Origin of the sequence: Winogradskyella sp. HaHa_3_26 (genome assembly GCF_019278425.1) — a bacterium.
Classification (GTDB): Bacteria; Bacteroidota; Bacteroidia; order Flavobacteriales; family Flavobacteriaceae; genus Winogradskyella; species Winogradskyella undariae.
The window spans coordinates 502,393-526,441 of sequence record NZ_CP058981.1; the positions used below are offsets into that span (position 1 = coordinate 502,393).

General features: G+C 31.0%; 18 protein-coding genes. 9 read left to right on the forward strand and 9 right to left on the reverse strand.

Annotation, left to right across the window (positions count from 1 at the left end; genetic code table 11):
• Positions 1–43 precede the first annotated feature (43 nt).
• On the reverse strand, positions 44–826 hold the full coding sequence (locus H0I32_RS02175) for a LysM peptidoglycan-binding domain-containing protein (RefSeq protein WP_179313925.1): 783 nt from the start codon (positions 824–826) through the stop codon (positions 44–46).
• Entirely contained in the window at positions 810–3,263 is a 2,454-nt protein-coding gene (gene lon, locus H0I32_RS02180; RefSeq protein ID WP_179313926.1) for an endopeptidase La, read from the reverse strand. Before lon ends, H0I32_RS02175 begins: the two co-directional genes overlap by 17 nt.
• A 414-nt stretch (positions 3,264–3,677) precedes the next feature.
• Between lon and H0I32_RS02185 the strand changes: the two genes are divergently transcribed.
• From H0I32_RS02185 to H0I32_RS02210, 6 genes are all read left to right on the forward strand, one after another.
• On the forward strand, positions 3,678–4,226 hold the full coding sequence (locus tag H0I32_RS02185) for an RNA polymerase sigma factor (protein ID WP_173586946.1): 549 nt from the start codon (positions 3,678–3,680) through the stop codon (positions 4,224–4,226).
• Between the two features lie 2 nt (positions 4,227–4,228).
• Entirely contained in the window at positions 4,229–4,786 is a 558-nt protein-coding gene (locus tag H0I32_RS02190; protein ID WP_173586945.1) for a hypothetical protein, read from the forward strand.
• The gene (locus H0I32_RS02195; protein ID WP_179313927.1) at positions 4,770–5,861 is read left to right on the forward strand and encodes a hypothetical protein; all 1,092 of its coding nucleotides are present in this window, start codon (positions 4,770–4,772) and stop codon (positions 5,859–5,861) included. The genes H0I32_RS02190 and H0I32_RS02195 overlap by 17 nt, the downstream gene beginning before the upstream one ends.
• 203 nt (positions 5,862–6,064) lie before the next feature.
• Complete coding sequence (gene purL, locus H0I32_RS02200) at positions 6,065–9,754, forward strand: phosphoribosylformylglycinamidine synthase (RefSeq protein ID WP_173586943.1); 3,690 nt, start codon at positions 6,065–6,067, stop codon at positions 9,752–9,754.
• Between the two features lie 35 nt (positions 9,755–9,789).
• Positions 9,790–11,814 carry a sensor histidine kinase gene (locus H0I32_RS02205; protein WP_179313928.1) on the forward strand — a complete coding sequence of 675 codons (2,025 nt, stop codon included), beginning with the start codon at positions 9,790–9,792 and terminating at the stop codon, positions 11,812–11,814.
• 3 nt (positions 11,815–11,817) lie between these two features.
• On the forward strand, positions 11,818–12,450 hold the full coding sequence (locus H0I32_RS02210; protein ID WP_179313929.1) for a response regulator: 633 nt from the start codon (positions 11,818–11,820) through the stop codon (positions 12,448–12,450).
• An 803-nt stretch (positions 12,451–13,253) separates the two neighbouring features.
• Here the strand turns inward: H0I32_RS02210 and yajC are convergent.
• The 4 genes from yajC to H0I32_RS02230 form a co-directional block, all read right to left on the reverse strand.
• The gene (gene yajC, locus H0I32_RS02215; protein WP_179313930.1) at positions 13,254–13,544 is read right to left on the reverse strand and encodes a preprotein translocase subunit YajC; all 291 of its coding nucleotides are present in this window, start codon (positions 13,542–13,544) and stop codon (positions 13,254–13,256) included.
• Positions 13,545–13,568: 24 nt separating this feature from the next.
• Complete coding sequence (locus tag H0I32_RS02220; RefSeq protein ID WP_179313931.1) at positions 13,569–14,135, reverse strand: DUF1573 domain-containing protein; 567 nt, start codon at positions 14,133–14,135, stop codon at positions 13,569–13,571.
• Positions 14,136–14,342: 207 nt separating this feature from the next.
• Positions 14,343–15,287: a transcription antitermination factor NusB gene (gene nusB / locus H0I32_RS02225; protein WP_246293611.1), complete on the reverse strand. Its 945-nt coding sequence runs from the start codon at positions 15,285–15,287 to the stop codon at positions 14,343–14,345.
• Between the two features lie 108 nt (positions 15,288–15,395).
• Positions 15,396–16,499: a Glu/Leu/Phe/Val family dehydrogenase gene (locus H0I32_RS02230; RefSeq protein WP_173586938.1), complete on the reverse strand. Its 1,104-nt coding sequence runs from the start codon at positions 16,497–16,499 to the stop codon at positions 15,396–15,398.
• A gap of 132 nt (positions 16,500–16,631) precedes the next feature.
• Here H0I32_RS02230 and H0I32_RS02235 point away from each other — a divergent pair, with 132 nt between their 5' ends.
• Positions 16,632–18,386, forward strand: coding sequence for an ABC transporter ATP-binding protein (locus H0I32_RS02235; RefSeq protein ID WP_173586937.1), 1,755 nt, complete (start codon positions 16,632–16,634; stop codon positions 18,384–18,386).
• A gap of 64 nt (positions 18,387–18,450) precedes the next feature.
• The gene (locus H0I32_RS02240; RefSeq protein WP_173586936.1) at positions 18,451–18,831 is read left to right on the forward strand and encodes a PUR family DNA/RNA-binding protein; all 381 of its coding nucleotides are present in this window, start codon (positions 18,451–18,453) and stop codon (positions 18,829–18,831) included.
• Between the two features lie 73 nt (positions 18,832–18,904).
• On the opposite strand, the gene H0I32_RS02245 is transcribed toward H0I32_RS02240, so the two are convergent.
• Positions 18,905–19,240: a tRNA-binding protein gene (locus H0I32_RS02245; RefSeq protein WP_173586935.1), complete on the reverse strand. Its 336-nt coding sequence runs from the start codon at positions 19,238–19,240 to the stop codon at positions 18,905–18,907.
• Between the two features lie 53 nt (positions 19,241–19,293).
• Between H0I32_RS02245 and H0I32_RS02250 the strand changes: the two genes are divergently transcribed.
• Positions 19,294–19,848: a thioredoxin family protein gene (locus H0I32_RS02250; RefSeq protein WP_173586934.1), complete on the forward strand. Its 555-nt coding sequence runs from the start codon at positions 19,294–19,296 to the stop codon at positions 19,846–19,848.
• 153 nt (positions 19,849–20,001) lie between these two features.
• On the opposite strand, the gene H0I32_RS02255 is transcribed toward H0I32_RS02250, so the two are convergent.
• Positions 20,002–21,288, reverse strand: a complete 1,287-nt coding sequence (locus H0I32_RS02255; RefSeq protein ID WP_173586933.1) for a tetratricopeptide repeat protein — start codon at positions 21,286–21,288, stop codon at positions 20,002–20,004.
• Between the two features lie 27 nt (positions 21,289–21,315).
• On the reverse strand, positions 21,316–23,856 hold the full coding sequence (gene gyrA / locus H0I32_RS02260) for a DNA gyrase subunit A (protein ID WP_179313932.1): 2,541 nt from the start codon (positions 23,854–23,856) through the stop codon (positions 21,316–21,318).
• Positions 23,857–24,049 lie beyond the last annotated feature (193 nt).

Below are 24,049 nucleotides of genomic sequence, written 5' to 3' on the forward strand. Positions count from 1 at the left end.
AAACGATGAGATGATTTTTTTATTTTTTGAAAGCTGTTCTTTTCTAATTTAATTTCAATTTTTGTCCAATAATTATTAAATCACTAGTCAAACCGTTTAATTCTTTAATAATCTTTACAGTAATTCCATTATTAAGAGCAATACGATATAAATTATCTCCTCTTTTAACTACATAAACAGGATTATTTTTAGTTTGATTTTTAATTTCTAAACTTTTAACACGAAGTTTTTTACCAACACGTATAAGATTAGAGTTTAAATTATTTATGCGTTTTAACTTTTGTACGCTTAAATGGAATTGATTAGATATACCATATAAAGTATTTCCTGATTTTACAATATAAAAATTTGAAGTTAAATTCCCTAAAGAACTCGCTGCACTTTTTTCTTTTACTACTGCTTCCTTTATTGGGTAAAGTTGAAAATCTAAATTTTTAACCCAAAGCTTTTGTCCCACATCAATTAATGTGGTTTCTAGTTTATTGGCACGCATTAATTCTGTTAGAGAGACTTTATATTTTTTAGATAAATCTAACAAAGTCTCTCCTTCTTTTACACTATGAAATTCTACAATATTTGAATCTAAAATTTCATTTACGCCTGATTTTTTAGTGTAAATCGACGATGTATTAACAGAATCTATTTTAGTACCTGAAACAATATTTTCTAGTTTTACGACAGTAATTTCTCCTGTAACTACATCAAATATTGCTGGTTCACCATCTAATATAACATCTTTAAAATTTGTTTCTTCTTGAGCAATAACTTGTACGCAAGCTATAAGATTGATTAAAAATGTTACGATTAGTTTAAAGCTTTTTTGCATTTTCTACTTTCTGTTTTGTTAACGCAAGTTTTAAAACATCACTCATGTCTTTTACATAATGAAATGTTAAACCTTTTAGATATTCTTGTTTAATTTCTTCGATATCTCTTCGGTTATCTTCACAAAGTAAAATTTCTTTAATACGCGCACGTTTTGCTGCTAATATTTTTTCTTTAATTCCACCTACAGGCAATACTTTACCTCTCAAAGTAATTTCACCTGTCATGGCTAAGCTCTTTTTCACTTTACGTTGTGTAAATAAAGAAACTAAAGACGTTAACATTGTTACACCTGCACTAGGTCCATCTTTAGGAGTTGCTCCTTCTGGCACGTGAATATGAACATTATACTTACTAAAAATCTCAGGGTTTATTCCAAATTCTTCAGCATTTGCTTTAATGTATTCCATAGCAATTGTTGCAGACTCCTTCATTACTTTACCTAAATTACCTGTGATAGATAAAGTTCCTTTTCCTTTAGACAAAATAGATTCTATAAATAAAATATCACCACCAACACTTGTCCAAGCTAAACCTGTTACAACTCCAGCAACATCATTATTTTCATATTTATCGCGCTCCATTCTAGGACTACCTAAGATTTCTATAATATCTTCATTAGAAATTTTAATATTATATTCTTCTTCCATTGCAATATTTTTAGCAGCATAACGCACCATTTTTGCAATTTGCTTCTCTAACCCTCTTACTCCTGATTCTCGTGTATAACCTTCAACTATTTTTTCGAGTTGTGGTTTTGCTATTTTTAAAGAAGAGCTATCTAAACCATGCTCTGTTAATTGCTTTGGTAATAAATGTCTTTTTGCAATTTCAACTTTTTCTTCAATAGTATAACCTGTTACATTAATGATTTCCATACGGTCTCTTAATGCAGGTTGAATGGTATTCATGCTATTAGAAGTCGCAATGAACATCACCTTAGATAAATCATACCCCATTTCTAAGAAATTGTCGTAAAATTCACTGTTTTGCTCAGGATCTAAAACCTCTAACATAGCAGAAGATGGATCGCCTTGACTTCCTGTAGAAAGTTTATCTATTTCATCTAATACAAATACAGGGTTTGATGTTTTTGCTTTTTTCAAACTCTGAATAATTCGTCCTGGCATTGCACCAATATAGGTTTTTCTATGACCACGAATTTCTGCTTCATCACGTAAACCACCTAGTGAAATTCTCACATATTCTCTACCCAATGCTTCTGCAACAGATTTACCTAAAGATGTTTTACCAACACCTGGAGGTCCGTAAAGACATATAATTGGAGACTTCATATCATTACGAAGTTTTAATACTGCTAAATACTCGATGATTCTTTTCTTAACATCTTCAAGTCCGAAATGGTCACGGTTTAATATTTTTTCGGCACGTTTTAAATCAAATTTATCCTTGCTAAACTCATTCCAAGGTAAATCTAAAAATAGATCTAAATAATTACGTTGAATAGAATATTCTGCAACCTGAGGATTCATACGTTGCATTTTTGCTAATTCTTTTTCAAAATGCGCTTTTACTTTATCGTCCCACTTCTTTTTCTTAGCACGTGTTTTCATTTCTTCAATTTCTTCACCTGCAGACACACCTCCACCCAACTCCTCTTGGATCGTTTTCATTTGTTGGTGTAAGAAATATTCGCGTTGCTGTTGGTTCATATCACTTTGAACCTTAGACTGAATATCGTTTTTAAGTTCTAACTTCTGAAATTCAAGATTCATGAATTTCAAAGTTTGAAGCGCACGTTCTTTAAGATCATTAATCTTTAACAGCTCTTGCTTCTCCTCTACATTGAGGTTCATGTTAGACGACACAAAGTTGACTAAGAATGAATCACTTTCAATATTTTTAATAGCAAAACTAGCTTCCGAAGGAATATTTGGACTTTCCTTTATAATCTCTAAAGACAAATCTTTAATAGAATCTATAATCGCTTTAAATTCCTCGTTATCTTTTGCCGGTTTAGCTTCTTCAATATCAGAAATTGTAGCTGTTAAATATGGTTTTTCTGAAATAACTTCGTTAATCTCAAAACGTTTTTTACCCTGAATAACAACTGTTGTGTTACCATCAGGCATTTTTAAAACTTTTAAGATACGTGCAACAGTACCCGTTTTATAAATATCTTTTGCTGTAGGATTTTCTACAGATTCATCAATCTGAGACACAACCCCTATAACTTTTCCACCTTTATTAGCATCATTAATTAATTTTATAGATGCATCTCTTCCCGCTGTAATCGGAATAACAACTCCTGGAAATAAAACCGTATTTCTCAACGGCAAAATTGGTAAAGAATTTGGTAAAGATTCGTTATTTATTAATTCTTCATCTTCTGGAGTCATCAATGGAATTAACTCTGAATTCTCATCAAAATCCTGAAATGACAGATTGTCTAAGTTTAAAAAATTTGATTTTCCCATATATATATTTAAGTCATTCTGTCATTATTACACACAGAATAACATGCTTTTAAATGTATTAAAAATTAACTTCATACTGAATATCAAAACATTATAAGATATCTAAAGTTATTCACACTACTCTAAATTCAATTGTTATGCCATTACCTTTGATTGACAAAAAAGGTTTTAAATTAGAAATAAAATTGTCACTTTGAATGAATTGATACAATGATAATCGGATAAATTAATATTGAAGAGTAATTAAGTAAATGTTTTTGAGAATTTTTGCTGAAGTTCTACTTAGCCATCTTGATGTTAGATTTTGAAAATTTCATAATATAATCGAACTGACGAGATCAGATATTAAAATATTTAAAAATAAACTGTAACACTTTAAAAAAGTAACCATCTATAAGTAAAAGCAATTGTTTTTTGACATCAACCAATCAAAATATCGAACAGTTATTACAGCTTTGTCAATCTGGAAACCAACGTGCACAGTTGGAAATTTATAACAGATATAACAAAGCAATGTATAACACAGCCCTCAGAATTATAAAAGATTCTTTTAAGGCTGAAGACATAATGCAAGAATCTTTTTTAACAGCTTTTACAAAATTAAATACGCTAGAAGACGCTAATATGTTTGGCTCATGGTTGAAACGAATCGTGATAAACAATAGTATTAGCTATTACAACAAAACTATAAAACAAAACGAAGTACCATTAGATACTGTGATTTATAAAGTAGAAGATGATATGGGTATTGTTGAAAGTGAACCCATAAACGAAAAAGCAAAACAGATTTTAGATGTTATGAAAACGCTAAAATCTAATTACAGTTTAAGCCTAACATTACATTTAATTGAAGGTTACGATTACGAAGAAATCTGCGAAATAATGGATATTACATATGCCAATTGCAGAACAATGATCTCTAGAGCAAAAGAGAGTTTACGCAAGAAATTAGTATTGAATTAATTATGAAAAAAGATAATTTGGAAAGCTTATTTGATAATTTGAAGGATCAATTTAATATTGAAACTCCTCAAAACCATCATGAGCATAGATTTTTAGAAAAGTTGAAAGCACATAATTCCAATTCAACTGAAATTAAAAAGCGATCTCGTTTTAACTGGAAACCTTTTTTAGCAATTGCAGCAACTATAGTAATTTGTTTCGGATTGTTTACAGCATTACCAAACCAACCTGAAACTTTAGACTTAGCCAGCGTATCACCTGAAATGTCTGAAACACAAGACTTTTTTACAGTTACTATTGAAAATGAATTAAAGAAATTAAACAAAGAGCGTTCTCCCTTAACTGAACAAATTATTACAGATGCTTTGGTACAAATTCAAATACTTGAAAAAGATTATAAAAAATTAAAAATAGATTTAACAGAAAGTGGAAAAAACCAACGTGTTATTTATGCAATGATTACCAACTTTCAAAATAGAATAGATATTTTAAATACCGTATTAGAACAAATTGAAACCGTTAAACAATTCAAATCCAACTCAAATGAAAACATTATATAAGTTCTTTTTCTTTTTACTACTGCTACCAACAGTTATGTTAGCAACAAACGGGAAACCTAAAGTGGCAAAACACGAAAAACAGAAAACCTTAAAAAAATCATTTAATGTAAATGCTGATGCTACATTTAATATCACCAGCAGATATGGGAACATTGATATTATTACTTGGGACGAAAACCGCATTGATATCCAAGTCACCATTAAAGTAAGTGGTAATAATGAAAACAAGGTTAACGAAAGATTGAACGAATTAGATGTTGCTTGGCAATCTGCACCTCATAAAGTTACAGCAATTTCTTCAATTGGCGGCAACAGTTATGATACGTCTTGGTGGAACAAAAAATTAAGTAATAATGTAAATATAGAAATTAACTATTTAGTTAAAATGCCTATTACAAACAACGTAAAGCTCTTTAATGATTATGGTTATATTAATCTAGATAGAATTGAAGGCAATGCTTATATAAAATGTGATTATGGAAAAGTAACCACCAAGGAATTGATGGGTAAGGATAATACAATACGATTGAGTTATACTAAAAACAGCTATTTTGAATTTATAAACAACGGAACAATTGAAGCTGATTATAGCGAATTTACCGTCGCCAAAGCCAAAGATTTAAATCTAGAAGCCGATTACACAACTTCTGTAATTGAAATCGCTGAAAATGTAGTTTACGAATGTGATTATGGTTCAGTAAAAATTGACAACATTAACAATTTAGATGGTAATGGAGATTATTTAGCTTTACGATTGGGTACTGTCTTTAAAACTGTTAAAATTAGATCTGATTATGGTTCTATAAAAATTGACCGTTTGGTATCAAAAACTAAGACTGTAGATATAAATTCTGAATTTACAGGAATAACAATTGGGTTTGAAACTGATTGCAAATTCAATTTCAATATTGGAATTGACTTTGGGTCCTTTAGAGAACCTGAAGGTTTTACATATAAAGAAAAAAACACTGGCAATATTGGGAAACAATACCTCGGATATTATGGTGATCAAAACACTGAGAATTTAGTGCTCATAGAGTCTGAATATGGCAGCATTACTTTTAAAAAGAATTAAACACAAAACCTAATACAGCTATAAAAAATACAATTCCTTATAAATGAACATGCGTTGTTTTTACTTACCAACGCTCGTTCATTTTTTTTATGTTTAAAACATCGTGAATAACTCCCTTTTTTCCTTAGAATATTATATGTTAAATCACGTAGAAAAAAAGTAAATTTGCTTTTTATTAAACACAACTCAAATACAATACATAAATGATTCATTTCTTCGGGAACCAAAGCAGTAAGGTTTTTGCTGTTCAAGCAACAAAAGAATTATCAACAGAAACTATATCTAAACTGACATGGTTATTTGGCGACCAATCAAAAATAGAACAAGCATCACTCGATGCTTTTTTTGTTGGACCAAGAGCTGCGATGATTACACCTTGGAGTACAAATGCTGTAGAAATCACTCAGAATATGGGTATTTCAGATATCTTAAGAATTGAAGAATTTACTTCAGTTGTTGAAGATTACAAGGATTACGATCCTATGATTTCTGAAAAATACAAGAGTTTAAATCAAGGTATTTTTAAAATTGACATTCAACCTGAAGCCATTTTAAATATTGAAGATATTTCGGCTTACAATCAACAAGAAGGTTTATCGCTTAGTGATGAAGAAGTAGAATATTTAGAAAGTGTTTCTAAAAAAATAGATCGACCATTAACCGATTCTGAAGTTTTTGGATTTTCTCAAGTTAACTCAGAACATTGTCGGCATAAAATATTCAACGGAACTTTTGTAATTGATGGAGAAGAAATGCCAACTTCATTATTCAAATTAATAAAGGAAACATCTAAACAATTTCCAAACGATATTGTTTCAGCATATAAAGATAATGTTGCTTTTATAAAAGGTCCTAAAGTGGAGCAATTTGCACCTAAAACGGCAGATAAACCCGATTTTTATGAAACTAAAGATTATGAATCTGTAATTTCATTAAAAGCAGAAACACATAACTTTCCAACAACTGTTGAGCCTTTTAACGGAGCTGCAACAGGTTCTGGTGGAGAAATTAGAGATAGACTTGCTGGCGGAAAAGGTTCTTTACCTTTAGCAGGAACCGCTGTTTACATGACTTCTTACTCTCGTTTAGAAGAAAACAGACATTGGGAAAATAAATTTGAAGCTAGAGAATGGCTGTATCAAACACCAATGGATATTTTAATAAAAGCCTCTAATGGAGCATCTGATTTTGGAAACAAATTTGGACAACCTTTAATTACAGGTTCTGTATTAACTTTTGAGCACCAAGAAAATGCTTCAGTAAGTGATTCTCCGGCAAGAAAATTAGGATACGATAAAGTGATTATGCAAGCGGGTGGTATTGGCTACGGAAAAGCAGATCAGGCGATAAAAGATGTTCCTAAAAAAGGAGATAAAATTGTAATCCTAGGTGGTGACAACTACAGAATTGGTATGGGAGGCGCAGCTGTTTCTTCTGCTGATACAGGCGAATTTGCATCAGGAATTGAATTAAATGCAGTACAACGTTCTAACCCAGAAATGCAAAAACGTGCTGCAAATGCGGTTCGTGGCATGGTAGAAAGTGAAGAAAACTTTATTGTTTCTATTCACGATCACGGTGCTGGTGGACATCTTAACTGTTTATCTGAACTTGTTGAAGATACAGGTGGAAAAATTGATTTAGACAAACTTCCTGTTGGTGACCCTACCCTATCGGCTAAAGAAATTATTGGTAATGAATCTCAAGAACGTATGGGATTAGTTATTGGTGAACAACATTTAGAAACTTTACATAAAATAGCTGACAGAGAACGTTCTCCTATTTATGATGTTGGTGAAGTTACAGAAAATGACCGCTTTACTTTTGAATCTAATTCTACAGGTGAAAAACCTATGGATTTAGCTTTAGAAGATATGTTTGGTTCATCTCCTAAAACAATAATGACAGATAAAACTGTTATCAGAAAATATAAAAACCCACGTTACAAAACGAAAAATTTAGAAATCTATCTAAAACAAGTTTTACAACTTGAGGCTGTTGCGTGTAAAGATTGGTTAACAAATAAAGTAGACCGTTGTGTTGGTGGTAAAGTTGCCAAGCAACAATGTGTTGGCCCATTACAAATTCCGTTAAATAACGTTGGCGTAATGGCTTTAGATTATAATGGTAAAGAAGGTGTTGCAACGTCTATTGGGCATGCGCCTATTTCTGCACTAATTAATCCAGAAGCAGGAAGTAGAAATGCTATAACAGAATCTTTAACCAACCTAATATGGGCACCTTTAAAAGATAATTTACATTCTGTTTCTTTATCTGCAAACTGGATGTGGCCTTGTAAAAATGAAGGTGAAGATGCCCGTTTATATAAAGCTGTAAAAGCGGTTTCAGAATTTTCTATTGGTTTAGGAATTAATATCCCAACAGGAAAAGATTCTTTATCTATGAAACAGAAATATACAGATGGAGACGTAATTTCTCCAGGAACTGTTATTATTTCTGCTGCAGGAAACTGTAATGAAATCACTAAGGTTGTAGAACCTGTTTTACAAATTGATGGTGGAAATATTTACTACATCAATATTTCTCAAGATGACTTTAAATTAGGAGGAAGTTCTTTTAACCAAGCATTAAATGCTATTGGAAATGAAACTCCTGATGTTACAAATACAGATTTTGTAAAAAATACATTTAATACCATTCAAGACTTAATTAAAGCAGATAAGATTAAAGCAGGACACGATGTGGCTTCTGGAGGTTTAATTACAACCTTATTAGAAATGTGTTTTGCAGATGTTAATTTAGGTGCAGATTTAAATATTAAATCTTTAAATGAAGAAGATTCTATTAAAGTTTTATTCTCAGAAAATTCAGGAATTGTTTTTCAAGCAGATGCTTCTGTAGAAACTGTTTTATCAGAAAATAATATTGAATTTTTTAATATAGGTGAAGCTAATACGTCAGGAATTGTAACGATTAAAAATAGCGAAGACGACTTCTCTTTTAATGTTACAGAACTAAGAGATGTTTGGTTTAAAACGTCTTTCTTATTAGATCAAAAACAAACGGCTAATAATTTAGCACAAGATCGTTTTGACAACTATAAGAATCAAGCGTTAGATTTTAAATTCCCATCTCATTTTACAGGGAAATTAAAAGATGCGCTTACTACAGACAATTCGCGTCCTAAAGCGGCAATCTTAAGAGAAAAAGGATCTAACTCTGAACGTGAAATGGCTAACGCTATGTATTTAGCAGGTTTTGATGTTAAAGATGTTCATATGACAGACTTAATTTCTGGTCGTGAAACATTAGAAGATATTCAGTTTTTAGGAGCTGTTGGTGGTTTTAGTAACTCGGATGTTTTAGGTTCTGCTAAAGGTTGGGCCGGAGCCATTAAATACAATGATAAAGCCAATAAAGTGATCAACGATTTCTTTAAAAGAGAAGATACACTTTCTGTAGGAATTTGTAATGGAGCACAACTTTGGATGGAATTAGATTTAGTGAACCCAGAGCATGAAACTCATGGAAAACTGACTTATAATGATTCTCATAAACACGAAAGTGGATTTACATCTGTAGAAATTCAGAAAAATAATTCAGTTATGCTTTCTTCTTTAGAAGGTGCTACTTTAGGAGTTTGGATTTCTCATGGAGAAGGAAAATTTACGCTTCCTTATTCTGAAGACAAATATAATATTGTAGCTAAATATGGTTATGCAGAATATCCTGCAAATCCAAATGGATCTGATTTTAACACTGCAATGCTTTGTGACAAAACAGGAAGACATTTAGCAACTATGCCACATATTGAACGTTCAATTTTTCAATGGAACTGGGCCAATTACCCACAAGATAGAAAAGATGAAGTTTCACCTTGGCTAGAAGCTTTTGTAAATGCTAAAAAATGGATTGAAGGTTCTAAAGACTAAATTTTCACTAATTTAGGTTTTTATAAATAACATCAATGAAAACTATATATATAGTATTTTTACTATTAACTTACTCCATTACTTATGCGCAAGACCCAACGCCTCAACATAAAGTTGAGGCGTTAAAAGCGCTTATAAAAACCGAAAATAACAGCGGTAAAAAATTAAAATTACTAGATAGTGTAACCGATTTTCTTATTGATTATCCCAAATTAGGCTATGACTCTATTTCTAGAGTCACTATAGATTATTCAATACAATTAGATTCGTTTAATATTGCCTCTCGTAATATTCAAAACCTTATTAACTATCACAATAATATTTTAGGGCAACCCACAAAAGGTGTTACACTATTCAATACCTATTTTAACACCTTAAAAAATCATATTACAGATAGAAATATGGCTGGCATTTATATAGATGCTGGTGATAGTTTTTATGCCACAAAAGAAATAGACACTGCCATATCTTATTATAACAAGGCTAAATTATATGCTGAAAAAGCAGGTAACGACCGCTTAAAAGCCTTTGCTATTTTAAACCAAGGCTATGCCTACATCGACGAAGCAGAATATGCAAAAGCATCCCAATACATACAAGAAGCATCGGGAATCTTCACATCAGTAAAAGACACCTTTAACATTATTGCTTCAAAGAATGCGTTATCTATTATATATAGTACTAATGGATTTATTAAAGAGGCAAAACATGAGCGTGATGACGCCATTGCTTTAGCTAAAATCACTAAAAATTATAGTTTTCTCGTCTCTCTTTATTCTAATTACGCTGCAGACAATAATAAACAAGGTCTACAAAAAGAGCGGTTAAAACATTTACACAAGGCTGCTGCAGTAAATAAAAAATCGAACTACTTTGAGTATTTTAATCCTATACTATTACATTCATTAGTTATCGCTTATGCAGAAAACGACAGTATTGCTAAAGCCAAATCCTATTTTGAGACACTAATAAAAGACAAAAAAAATATAGAAGGTATTTATGAAAGTAAATATTATAAAGCTTGTGGGTATTTAGCTTTTGCAGAAAAAGATTACAATGAAGCACTAAATTGGGGATTGAAATATCTTAACATTGTAAAAACCTCTAATCAAATAGAAAATATAGAAGATGGAGAAGCTTTTTTAGCGAAGATTTACGAAAAACGTAATGAATACAGTAAGGCTTATTCTCATTTAAAGTCTGCAAAAAAAATTGAAGACTCCTTAAAATCTGTCCAAAAAAATAATGCTTTAAGCTATTATCAAACCCTTTATGAAACTAATAAACGTGATGACAAAATTAAGAACCAAAAGAATGAGATTGAACTTTTAGACTTACAAAACAAGCATAAAGCAGAATTATTTTGGGGAAGCATCATGCTTTTACTAGCCTTATTTTCCATTGTTTATTTATGGCGCTCTAAAAAGTATACTCAAAAGAATGTTCAGCTTCAAAAAGCTTTTGCTCAAGATTTAGTACATAGTGTTGAAGCAGAACGTAAGCGCATCTCTAGTGAACTTCATGATAGTGTTGGCCAAAGCTTATTACTCATTAAAAACAAAATCTTTCTAGAAAACGAAAGCAATAACGATACATCTTTGGTCGATGGAGCTATTAATGAAGTTAGAACTATATCCCAACAGTTACACCCTTTTCAATTTGAAAAGCTAGGCTTAATAAATTCAATAAAAAATACGGTATCCAACTTTCAGAAAAATTCAGACATTTTTTATTCTGAAAATATAGATATTGAGACTTTAAATATCCCTAAAGACAATGAAATTTTTATTTATAGAATGCTACAAGAATGCTTAAATAATGTTGAAAAACATTCAGAAGCAAAAGCTTGTGCTATAAGTGTAGAGGATTTAAAGAATGTGGTTCTATTCCAAATAAAGGATAATGGTATTGGTTTTGATCTCACCGAAAATACTGAATTACTTAATAGTTTAGGTATGAAAACCATAAAAGAGCGTGCACAGCTTATTGGAGCGCAATTGAGTATTGATTCTATTAAAGGAAAAGGAACAACCATTCAAATAAAAGTTCTTAAAAAATAAGTTATGCCAACCTCTATTATACTTGCAGATGATCACCCTTTATTATTAAACGGAACTAAAGAATTTTTAGAAAAAAAATGGTTTAAAGTTATCGCTACAGCTACGGATGGTAACACCGCTTACAATAAAATTGTAAAGTTAAAGCCAGATATTGCTATTTTAGATTTTGATATGCCTAAAATGAACGGTTTAGAAATAGCATACCAAATTAAATACAATAAAATAAACACAAAAGTTATCATTTTAACCTTACATAAACAAGAGTCTATCTTAAAGGAAGTAGGGCGATCTATACATGGATATATCACAAAAGACAGTGCTTTACAAGAATTGGAAGCCTGCTTAGAAAGCATAGATAACAACATTAATTATGTTAGTAAAAAATTAAAAAGTAGTATACATTTTGGTAGTCATACCGATCCTAACTTTGAAAAACTTAGTACGACCGAAATTAAAATTTTAAAGTATTTAGACAAAAACTTAAACAGCACTCAAATCGCAGAGGAATTATTTATATCTAGACGTACCGTTGAAAAACACCGCAGTAATATTATTAAAAAATTAGAAATAGATACCACTAACCAAAATGCACTCTTTGTTTGGCTAAAAAAACATCCAAATATACTTAATACGTAGACCTACGTATGCTACTATTGCTCAATAAATAATAGTTTTAAGGAACCGCTAACCATACTATATTATCGCTCCTATACACAATTATTACACACCTATTAATTGCTGGATCTTAAACATTTTTTCTATTGAAATGCTAAATAGATATATATTATAAAACCAGACGGCTATAGTTACATCGTTTTAAAATCAGAAAAAGTAAATACTATATTATACTATAAACCTCTTATAAGCCCTTTATTACTTACCTCAAAAGAAAAAGTGACATATTATATTGTTAAGTGCAGACCAACTTATGTCGGCTATTTAATAAGACACAAAATCACAATGACTTAAAAAAACAAGTGCTTTTTTAATTTATCTATCGTGTGCTAAATTAAAAACAATTACACCTACGGTATTAGACAATATTATAATTCATTTAAACTCTACAACCGAAGATAAATTACTACTTCAATTTCAAAAACGTTATCCAAATTCTCATAATATTGAATTGCTATTTAAACAAAATATTGGATTATCACTTAGTCAATATAAAGCCATTTTATTAAACACTACGTAGACCTACGCATTGTTACCTTTTAATAAAATATATAATTTAGCAGTATGAAATAGAAGACCAAACTTAAAAGAAAATATTTAGAGTGCTATTAATCGAGGGAGAGCAGGTTAGGACATTTTTTTGCTTAGCCTGTTTTTTTATATTAAATAAAAATACATTATAAATCTACACATTAAACAACCTAAAAAAAAGCCATTCAAATTAATGAATGGCTTTTCTAATATTTGTAATCAATACAGTAGGCTTATTTTACAACAGCTGGTGCATTTAATTTATTACTCATTTCCATAGAAATTGCAGAACGGTCAAATTTAATTTTACCAGCTAATGTTTCAATAACACAGCTACTATCTTTTTCATTCAACTCTACAACTTTTCCGTGCATACCACTTTTTGTGATAACACGATCGCCACGCTTTAATTCGCTAGCAAATTTTTTCTCTTGTTTAGAGCGTTTCATTTGTGGTGCAATCATAAAGAAATACATCACTGCAAAAATAGCGATAAACGGTAAAAATGATCCTATTGCGTCCATTTGGAATTATTATATGTAAAATTATTAATCGTGGTTATGACCTTCGTGACCTGGTTGCGTAGAAGATTTTCTTGTTGCTGCAGCATTATCAATAGCTAAAGGATTAACCTTGCTTGTTGCTGTCTTTGTTGCTTTTGCAGGAGCATTAGGATCAGCACTAATCATAGCAGTAATTCTAACTGGTATTTTACCTTTTTCTGTGTTAGCGGTCATAGTTAAAGATTTTGTTACTTTACCATTACCTCTACCATTAAATTTCACAGTAAATTGACCCGTTTCACCTGGCTGTACTTCTTTAGTAAAATTTGAAGGTACAGTACATCCACAAGTACTTTTAATATCACTTACAACTAACATAGAGTTTCCTGTATTAGTATACTTAAAAATAGTTTCAACAGGAGTTCCGTTAACAATGTTTCCAAAATCATGCTCTGTCTTATCTAAAGTAAGCACTGCAAAATCACCAGCGTTAGCATCTCTTTCTGCTGCAACAGCAACATTTTCGTTTTTAACTTTACTAGCAGCATCATCCTTACAAGATGAAAAAGCCAACATACATAAAGCACTTAATCCTAAAATTACTTTTTTCATTATTTATTTTATATTTGATAGTTAATATACAGCTAGCGAAGTTAATGATTATTTTAAGGTATTAAAATTTTTAGTCCTTTGTTAACACAATATTTGTAAGAAATAACCTGCTTCAAAAAAGGACTAAATTATCATAGATAACATAATGCATGATCATTATTTAATGACCTTTACTCTATTTTAGATATAGAAAAGGGCCAATTAAAACTACATTAAGCCTCTTCCTGTTTTTACATGAATATTCTCAGCCTGATATTCCTTTACAACTTTATCTAAAATACCGTTAATAAAATAACTACTCTTTGGAGTAGAATATTCTTTTGCGATTTCTAAATATTCGTTGATCGTAACTTTATGTGGAATTGATGGAAATTTCTGAAATTCGCAAAGCGCCATTTTTAATAACACTCCATCTAAACTTGCTAAACGATCGGAATCCCAATTCGTTGTTTTCCCATTGATTTCTTCTGCAAACTTAGAATTATTTAGAAAAGTCTTTTTAAATAACTCTATCGCAAAATCTTTATCCTCTTCATCTTTATACAACTCTGGTAATAAAGCTGTTTCTGGTGACGTTAATTTTAATTTTCGTAAAACTTTTAGCATCGCTGTATTTACAACTGGTAAATCATCTACCCAAGTTAATTTTTTGTCTTCAAAAAAGTCAAAAAGCTTTTCATTTGGTGCTATAATTTCAGTAAAAATATCTAAAACAAATTGTTTGTCTCTCTTAAAATTAGGTTCTTCTTCTTCTGTATACGCTTTGTAAATATCACTTTTTAAAATTTCTTTAAAAAGAATATCAACATATTCAAATTCTAAATCCCAAAAATTTAATTTATGACTAGAAATAACATCCTTCAGCATTGTATTACTACTAATACAATTAAGAAGTTGATTCTCCTGAAATTTTAAATCTGGATTTTTATCTGCAGCAGTACCTAAGAGTTTATTTTGTAGTTTCTCGTTATGGTTCTTACTCTTTTTATGCAGTTCGGTTAATAAAGCTAAAAGCGATAGGTACAAATCGTACATGTTATCTAGACTGTGTAATAAAAACTTTTGTTCTTTTATTAAATCATCACTTTCGGTACCTTTAAAAGCATACATAGATTGCATAACTTTAATTCTGATGTGTCTTCTGTTTAGCATGTGTAAGAACTTACTTTATTTTTTTGATTATTAAAAAAAGGTGAACTACTTAAAGTTCACCCTGCAAAAATACTATTATTTAATTTTTATATTAGAATTTAATCTTGACTATTTTAAGTTTTCTCTCTTTCTAGTCGCAATACGTTCTCTAGCGATGTTTAACGCGGCATCATTTGTTGTTAAATTATTCACTTTGGCGTTATCTAAAATTTCTAATGTTGTATTATAGATGTTTTCTGTTTTACGCATTATTTCCTGTCTTCCGTAATTTTCTAATTCTGCATAAACATTGATAATCCCACCTGCGTTTATTAAGAAATCTGGTGCGTAAACAATACCACGTTCTTGCAAAATTAAACCGTGCTTGTTTTCCTCAGCTAATTGATTATTTGCTGCACCTGCAATTACTTTTGCTTTTAGTTTATGAATTGTATCGTCATTAATCGTTGCTCCTAATGCACAAGGCGCATAAATATCCATATCTTCACTATAAATGTCGTTACCTCCATAAATATTTACACCATATTTAGAGCGCACTTCTTCTAAACGCTCTTGGCTAATATCTGAGATTGTAACATTGGCACCTTCGTTAACTAAATGTTCTACTAAAGCTTCACCTACATTACCGATTCCTTGTACAAAAACATTTTTATTTTCTAAAATATCTGAACCAAATTGGAATTTAGATGCCGCTTTCATTCCCATAAAAACACCATAAGCTGTAATTGGAGATGGATTACCAGCTCCTCCTTTACTTTCGGAAATTCCTGTAACATAAGGCGTCACTTCTCTTACAGTATCCATATCTTCGGTCGTCATACCAACATCTTCTGCTGTTATATAACGTCCGCCTAATGAATTTACAAACTCACCAAAGCGTTTCATTAATTCTGGTGTTTTCTGTATTTTAGCATCACCTATAATGACCGCTTTACCACCACCAAGATTTAAACCTGTAATGGCTGATTTAAATGTCATACCACGAGATAAACGCAATACATCATTTAAAGCTTCCCATTCATTAGCATAATTCCACATTCTTGTACCCCCTAAAGCAGGCCCTAAAACTGTGTTATGAATACCAATTATAGCTTTTAAACCAGTATCTTTGTCATTGCAAAAAACAATTTGCTCATGATCATCAAAAGAATGCTGTCCGAAAACCGGATCTATTTTTTTGAGTTCTTTTGAAGTTATAATTTCTGAAGTCATATCACTTAAAATTTAGGGTGTCTTTAGAGTTTCTAAAAACAGCTTGCAAAAGTAAATTATAATTAAAGGATTAGCAAAACATTAACTATTAAATACAATTCTAGTAATACTTTTGAGCCACTAAACTATAGAATGAAAGCACTTAAACACCTTAACAAATACTTCTACAAATACAGATATAGATTAATCATTGGTATCATTATCACCATTATAGCCAAGGTATTTGCCTTATTTACCCCAAGATTAATTGGAGCTTGTATTAATATTGTTTCTGACCGATTAGATGGAAAAATTTCAGATGAAATTTTTAAAAGTGACTTAACAATTTACACCATTTACCTTATTGGAGCCGCTATTATAGCTGGAATATTTACATTTTTAATGCGTCAAACGATAATTAATGTGTCTCGCCATGTTGAATTTGATCTTAAAAATGAAATTTATAAGCATTACCAAATTCTGTCTTTAAATTTTTATAAAACAAATAGGACTGGAGATTTAATGAACCGAATTAGTGAAGATGTTGGTAAAGTTAGAATGTACGTTGGTCCTGCAATAATGTATACCATAAACACCATTACTTTATTTGTTATCGCAATCATTTATATGATGGATAGATCTCCTTCATTAACTTTATACACCTTACTACCTCTACCCTTTTTATCTGTAGTAATTTATAAGTTAAGCCGTTTAATTAACAAACGTAGTACAATTGTACAACAATCATTATCTACGTTATCTACATATTCTCAGGAGACTTTTAGTGGAATTTCTGTTATAAAATCTTATGGCATTGAACCAAGAACTAATGCCGAGTTTGAACACCTTTCTTCAGAAAACAGACAGAAGCAAATTAGTCTTACAAAGGTGCAGGCCTTATTTTTCCCAATGATGATATTATTAATTGGGGTGAGTAACCTTATTGTTATTTATGCAGGAGGTATGCAATATATGAGTGGTGAAATTGAAAAAATAGGGACTATTGCAGAATTTATTATATATGTTAATATGCTAACTTGGCCAGTTGCAACTGTAGGTTGGGTAACCTCTTTAGTACAACAAGCCGAAGCTTCACAAGTACGAATCAACGAATTTTTAGATACAGAACCAGATATAAAAAACACAACTACTGCTTTAACACCTATTAAAGGTGATATTGAATTTAAAAATGTATCCTTTACCTATCAAGACACAAATATAGAAGCATTAAAAGACATCAGTTTCACATTAAAATCGGGACAAACATTAGCCATTTTAGGAAAAACAGGTTCAGGAAAATCTACTATTTTAGACTTAATTGGTCGTTTGTATGATATTAATAAAGGTGCTCTTTTAATTGATAATAAAAACATAGCTGACTTAAATCTCTTCAGTTTAAGAGAAAGTATAGGTTATGTACCTCAAGATGCATTCTTGTTTTCAGATACTATAAAGAATAATATTAAGTTTGGTAAAGAAGATGCGACTGACGAAGAAGTAATTGCCGCTGCAACAAATGCTAAAGTTCATAAAAACATTATTGGTTTCAATAGAGGTTACGACACCGTATTAGGTGAACGTGGAATTACACTTTCTGGAGGACAAAAACAGCGTGTATCTATTGCAAGAGCTATTATTAAAAAACCAGAGATTTTATTATTTGATGATTGCCTTTCTGCGGTTGATACAGAAACTGAAGAAAAGATATTAAATAACCTTGTTAAGCTGACAAAAAACAAGACAACAATTATTGTAAGTCACCGTATATCATCAGCGAAAAATGCTGATCAAATTATTATTTTAGAAGACGGGAAAGTTATAGAGTCAGGGAACCACGAAACCCTTATAAATACTGATGGTTACTACAAGGAATTATACCACAAACAACGCTCCGAAAAAGAAAAGTAATTATTTGTTGTTTAGGTTACTTTTTTTTTAGATTTTTGGATTGAAATTAAAATAAGATTGAGTTATGAGTGATTATGAAATGACGGACAAAGAAGAAATCTATTCTAAAGTATTACGTGCAGGAAGGAGAACATATTTTTTTGATGTTAGAGCAACAAAAGCTGGGGATTATTATTTAACAGTTACTGAAAGTAAAAAGTTCACTAATGATGATGGATCTTTTTATTACAAAAAACATAAGATTTATTTATATAAAGAAGACTTTACCGAATTTAAAGAAATTTTAGCTGAAATGACTGATTATATTATTAATGAAAAAGGTCAGGAAGTTATTAGCGAACGTCATCAAAAAGATTTTAAACGTGAAGATGAGTTTGTAACTGAAGAAGTAAAAACATCAGGAGACACAGAAAGTTTTACAGATATTAGCTTTGACGATATCTAAGATAAATTATATTAAACTATAAAATCCCCTGATAAAAATTTATCAGGGAATTTTATTTTTAGATTATAGATTTTTAAGAAATAGGACTCCCATTTTTAACTTTAGTTTCTGGATGTAATAAAAACACATCATTTGATTTTACTGCACCAACAACTAAACATTCACTCATAAAATTAGCTATTTGCTTTTTAGGAAAATTAACGACAGCCACAATTTGCCTATCTATTAAATCTTCTTTTTGATATTGAGTTGTAATTTGGGCAGAAGTTTTTTTAAATCCTAAAACACCAAAATCTATAATTAATTGATAAGCTGAACGATGTGCTTTAGGAAAAGCATTCACTTCTACAATTGTACCTATTCTTAAATCTACTTTTGTAAAGTCTTCAAATGTTACTATCTTTTCCATATCTTTTGCTAAGGTCAATATAACGGATTAATAAAAACAAATATAAAGAAATAATGGCTCGTACAGAATCTAACATGCTACCCTTAGGCACCATAGCACCGCACTTCAGACTTAAAGATAGTGTAGATAACACAAAGAAATCTCTAAACGAATTAAAAGGTACAACAGGAACATTGGTGATGTTTATATGTAACCACTGTCCCTTTGTTAATCATGTAAGCTCAGAACTATCTCAATTAGCTAAAGATTACATTTCAAAAGGTATTAACTGTATTGCTATTTCTAGTAATGATGTCTTAACCCATCCGCAAGACAGACCCGATTTAATGGCCAAATACGCAATAAATGAAGATTATATATTTCCATATTTATACGATCAAACTCAAAATATTGCAAAAGCCTATAATGCTGCTTGTACACCTGATTTTTTCTTATTCGATGCCGATTTAAAATTAGTCTATACAGGTCAATTAGATGATTCTAGACCTGAGAATGACAAACCTGTAACAGGAAAAGATCTTAGAGCTGCAATGACTGCTTTAATAACAAATACGCCTATAAGCGCTGATCAAAAACCAAGTATGGGTTGCAGCATTAAGTGGAAATAAATTTCACGGCATTATTAAAAAGCTATTTACTTATTTATAGCCTATATAGATATAATATATATTTATTCTAGCCTCTTAATTCTTTACAAAAAAAATGGTCGGAATTTCTTCCGACCATTTTTTTTGTTCTTGTAATAAGAATATTACTAAACTTTAGTTACCAGCAGCAGAAGCTTCCATTGCTTCAACTCTAGCTCGCATAGTTTTAAATTTATCTGTTTCTCCTAATGCGCTATAGATATTCATTAATGTTTTAGCAGCATCAATATTAGATTCTTTTAATTCTAATGATTTTTCTAGATAAGGAATAGCATCAGAATATAATTGAGAACGCTTTTCTTTAAGTTCATCATATTTTCTATTATCAGCAGAACTTGTACCTAAACCATTCATTTCTTCAACAATTGCAGCTTCACCTGCTAAAATAACAACAGCTAAATTAGTATATGCATCCACATAATTAGGGTTAATTGTAATAGCCTTATTGTAATATTTAATAGCAGATTCTGAGTTACCAGCTTCAGCAGCTAAAACACCTAAGTTATACTGTAGTTCAGCATTATCTGGATCTTTCTGAGTCGCTTGCTCCATTAACTCCTTAAATTTATCTCTATTACCCATTTTTAAATAAACATTTGCTTCAGATAATAATAACCCTATATCGTCAGGGTTTTGAGATCTAGCATCAGACATTGCTGCTAATGCTTTTTCATTCTCTCCTTGAGACACATAAATTAAAGCTATATTTTTTACAATTTCAGCGGCATTAGATTCACTTTTTTCATCTCTAGGCTTGTTATGTAATTTAGCTTTTAAAGAAAAAGTTCTTTGTGCTTTATCTGGAAAAAGTTCCTCCTCACCTGTTTCTGCATTGGTTGCAAAATAATTCATTTTGATACCTGTGTAACCAAGATTCTTTAGTTCAATATAATAATCTAAAGCAGTATCATAATCTTGTTCAGTTACTGCTGATGAAGCGGCATAATATAAATACAATGTATCTTGCGGAGACATTCTATAAACTTTTTCAAAACCTTTAGCCGCAGCTTTATAATTTTTACTTGAAAATGCATTATTGGCATTGGTTAAAAATGTATTAACCATTCCTTCAGACATTACATTAGCTTCTTGGGTATATTTTAATTTACCCATTTTAGATTCTAATTCTTTTAAGTTGTCTAAACTTACTATCGCTTCATCAATATTAGCATCAGTACCTTTACCTTCTGCATATAAAGCCTGAGCTTTTAAATAATAAAACTTTGCTTTAGTTTTATCGTCCATACTACCAATCAGAGCTTCCGCTGAAGTTACTGCAGATTTGGCATCTCCAAAATTTGAATTCTTTAGTGCCTTCTCAATTGCTTTTACCTCATTTTTTTGAGCAAAGGACATTGACGAAACAGCTAAGAGTAGCATTAATGTCATTAATTTTTTCATCTTGTAATAAATAATTTATTTGTTAATTTAGTTTTCAGTTTCATTATTATCAATAGCTGTACCATCATCTTCAGTGGTATCACCATCTCCAATGATTTCAGCTTCTATATCTTCAATAACCTCTTCGTCATCTTTCATAACTTTAGCTACTGCAGCAATAGAATCATTCCCTTTAAGGTTTATTAATTTAACACCTTGAGTTGCTCTTCCCATGACACGTAAATCAGCTACAGCCATACGAATTGCAATTCCAGATTTATTAATAATCATTAAATCATCTTCATCTGTTACATTTTTAATAGATACTAAATTACCTGTTTTCTCTGTGATAGAAATTGTTTTTACACCTTTTCCACCTCTATTGGTAATTCTGTAATCTTCTAAACTAGATCGTTTACCGTATCCATTTTCAGAAACTACTAAGATGTTACTTTCCATATCATCTACAGCAATCATACCGATAACTTCATCCGTTTTTTCGTCTTGAAGTCTAATTCCACGAACACCAGAAGCTCCTCTACCCATTGGTCTAGTTTTAGCTTCCTCAAAACGTATTGCCTTACCAGATTTCAACGCTAACATCACTTGACTTTCGCCTGTTGTTAATTTTGCTTCTAATAAAACATCGTCTTCCTTAATAGTAATCGCATTAATACCGTTTGATCTTGGTCTAGAATATTGTTCTAAAGATGTTTTCTTAACCTGACCTTTTTTAGTCGCCATTATGACATAGTGACTATTAATGTATTCTTCATCTTTTAAATCTTGAGTACAAATGAAAGCCATAACTTTATCATCTTGCTCAATGTTTACTAGATTTTGAATTGCTCTACCTTTTGAAGTTTTAGAACCTTCTGGTATTTCGTAAACACGCATCCAGAAACATTTTCCTTTTTGAGTAAAGAATAACATGTATTGATGGTTTGTACCTACAAATAAATGTTCTAAGAAATCTTCATTACGAGTTGTTGTTGCTTTTTGTCCAACACCGCCTCTATTCTGAGTTTTGTATTCACTAAGTGATGTTCTTTTAATATAACCTGCATGCGATATTGTAATTACAACTTGCGCATCCGGAATCATATCTTCGATACTTAAATCACCACCAGCATATTCAATTATAGAACGACGCTCATCTCCATATTTCTCTCTAACAACTTCTAATTCTTCCTTAATAATAGCCATTCGACGTTCTTTTCTGTCTAGGATATCCTTAAGGTCAATAATGGTTTTCATTATTTCATCATATTCAGAACGTAATTTATCTTGTTCTAAGCCTGTTAACTGACGTAATCGCATCTCAACAATAGCTTTGGCTTGAAGCTCTGAAAGTTTGAAACGTTCAATTAAACTATTACGTGCTTCATCTGCATTATTAGAAGCTCTAATAATTTTAATTACCTCATCAATATTATCTGAAGCGATAATTAAACCTTCTAAGATATGTGCTCTTTCTTCTGCCTTACGTAATTCATATGTTGTACGTCTTACAACAACTTCATGTCTATGCTCAACGAAATAATGAATAAGTTCTTTTAAGTTTAAAAGCTGAGGACGCCCATTAACTAACGCAATATTATTCACACTAAAAGATGTTTGTAGTGCTGAATATTTATATAGTTTATTAAGAACGATATTAGGTATTGCATCACGTTTTAAAATGTAAACAATACGCATTCCATTTCTATCCGATTCATCACGTATAGAAGAAATACCTTCCATTTTTTTATCGTTAACCAAATCAGCAGTCTTTTTTATCATGTCTGCCTTATTGACTTGGTAAGGAATTTCAGTTACAATAATACATTCTCTACCATGTACTTCTTCGATAACCGCTTTACCACGCATTACAATACGTCCACGTCCTGTATGAAAAGCTTCCTTAACTCCATCATAGCCATAAATAGTTCCTCCTGTTGGGAAATCTGGAGCTTTTATATGTTGAATTAATTCATCTATTTCAATATCATTATTCTCAATGTAAGCTATAGTACCATTTACAACTTCAGTTAAGTTATGTGGAGGCATATTAGTAGCCATACCCACAGCAATCCCCGAAGCTCCATTTACTAAAAGACCAGGAATACGTGTAGGAAGAACTGTTGGTTCTTTTAACGTATCATCAAAGTTTAATTTATGATCTACAGTTTCTTTATCAATATCAGCTAACATATCCTCAGATATCTTTCGCATTCTTGCTTCTGTATAACGCATTGCTGCAGGACTATCACCATCCACAGATCCAAAGTTACCTTGTCCATCGACTAACATGTAACGTAAACTCCACTCTTGAGCCATACGTACCATTGCATCATAAACAGAGGTATCTCCATGTGGGTGATACTTTCCTAAAACTTCACCGACAATTCTTGCTGACTTTTTATGTGCCGAATTTGCTCTAATACCAAGTTCGTGCATACCGTAAAGTACACGTCTATGTACAGGTTTTAAACCATCTCTTACATCTGGTAACGCACGTGACACAATGACTGACATTGAATAGTCAATGTAAGCCGATTTCATTTCATCTTCAATGTTAATTGGAATGAGCTTTTCTCCTTCTGCCATATATAAAATTAATTAGTTTTTTTCTAAGTTTTCTTAACATGCTAATATAACCAAAATACTACTGTTTATTCCCAAATTCATTATCATTTTTGGTATTTTTTATTAACAATACACAATAGCCTTTTAGTTAATAAGTATCTGTGAATTAACTTTGAGATAAAATGCTTTTTTAGTCTCTTCGTTTTAAACATTT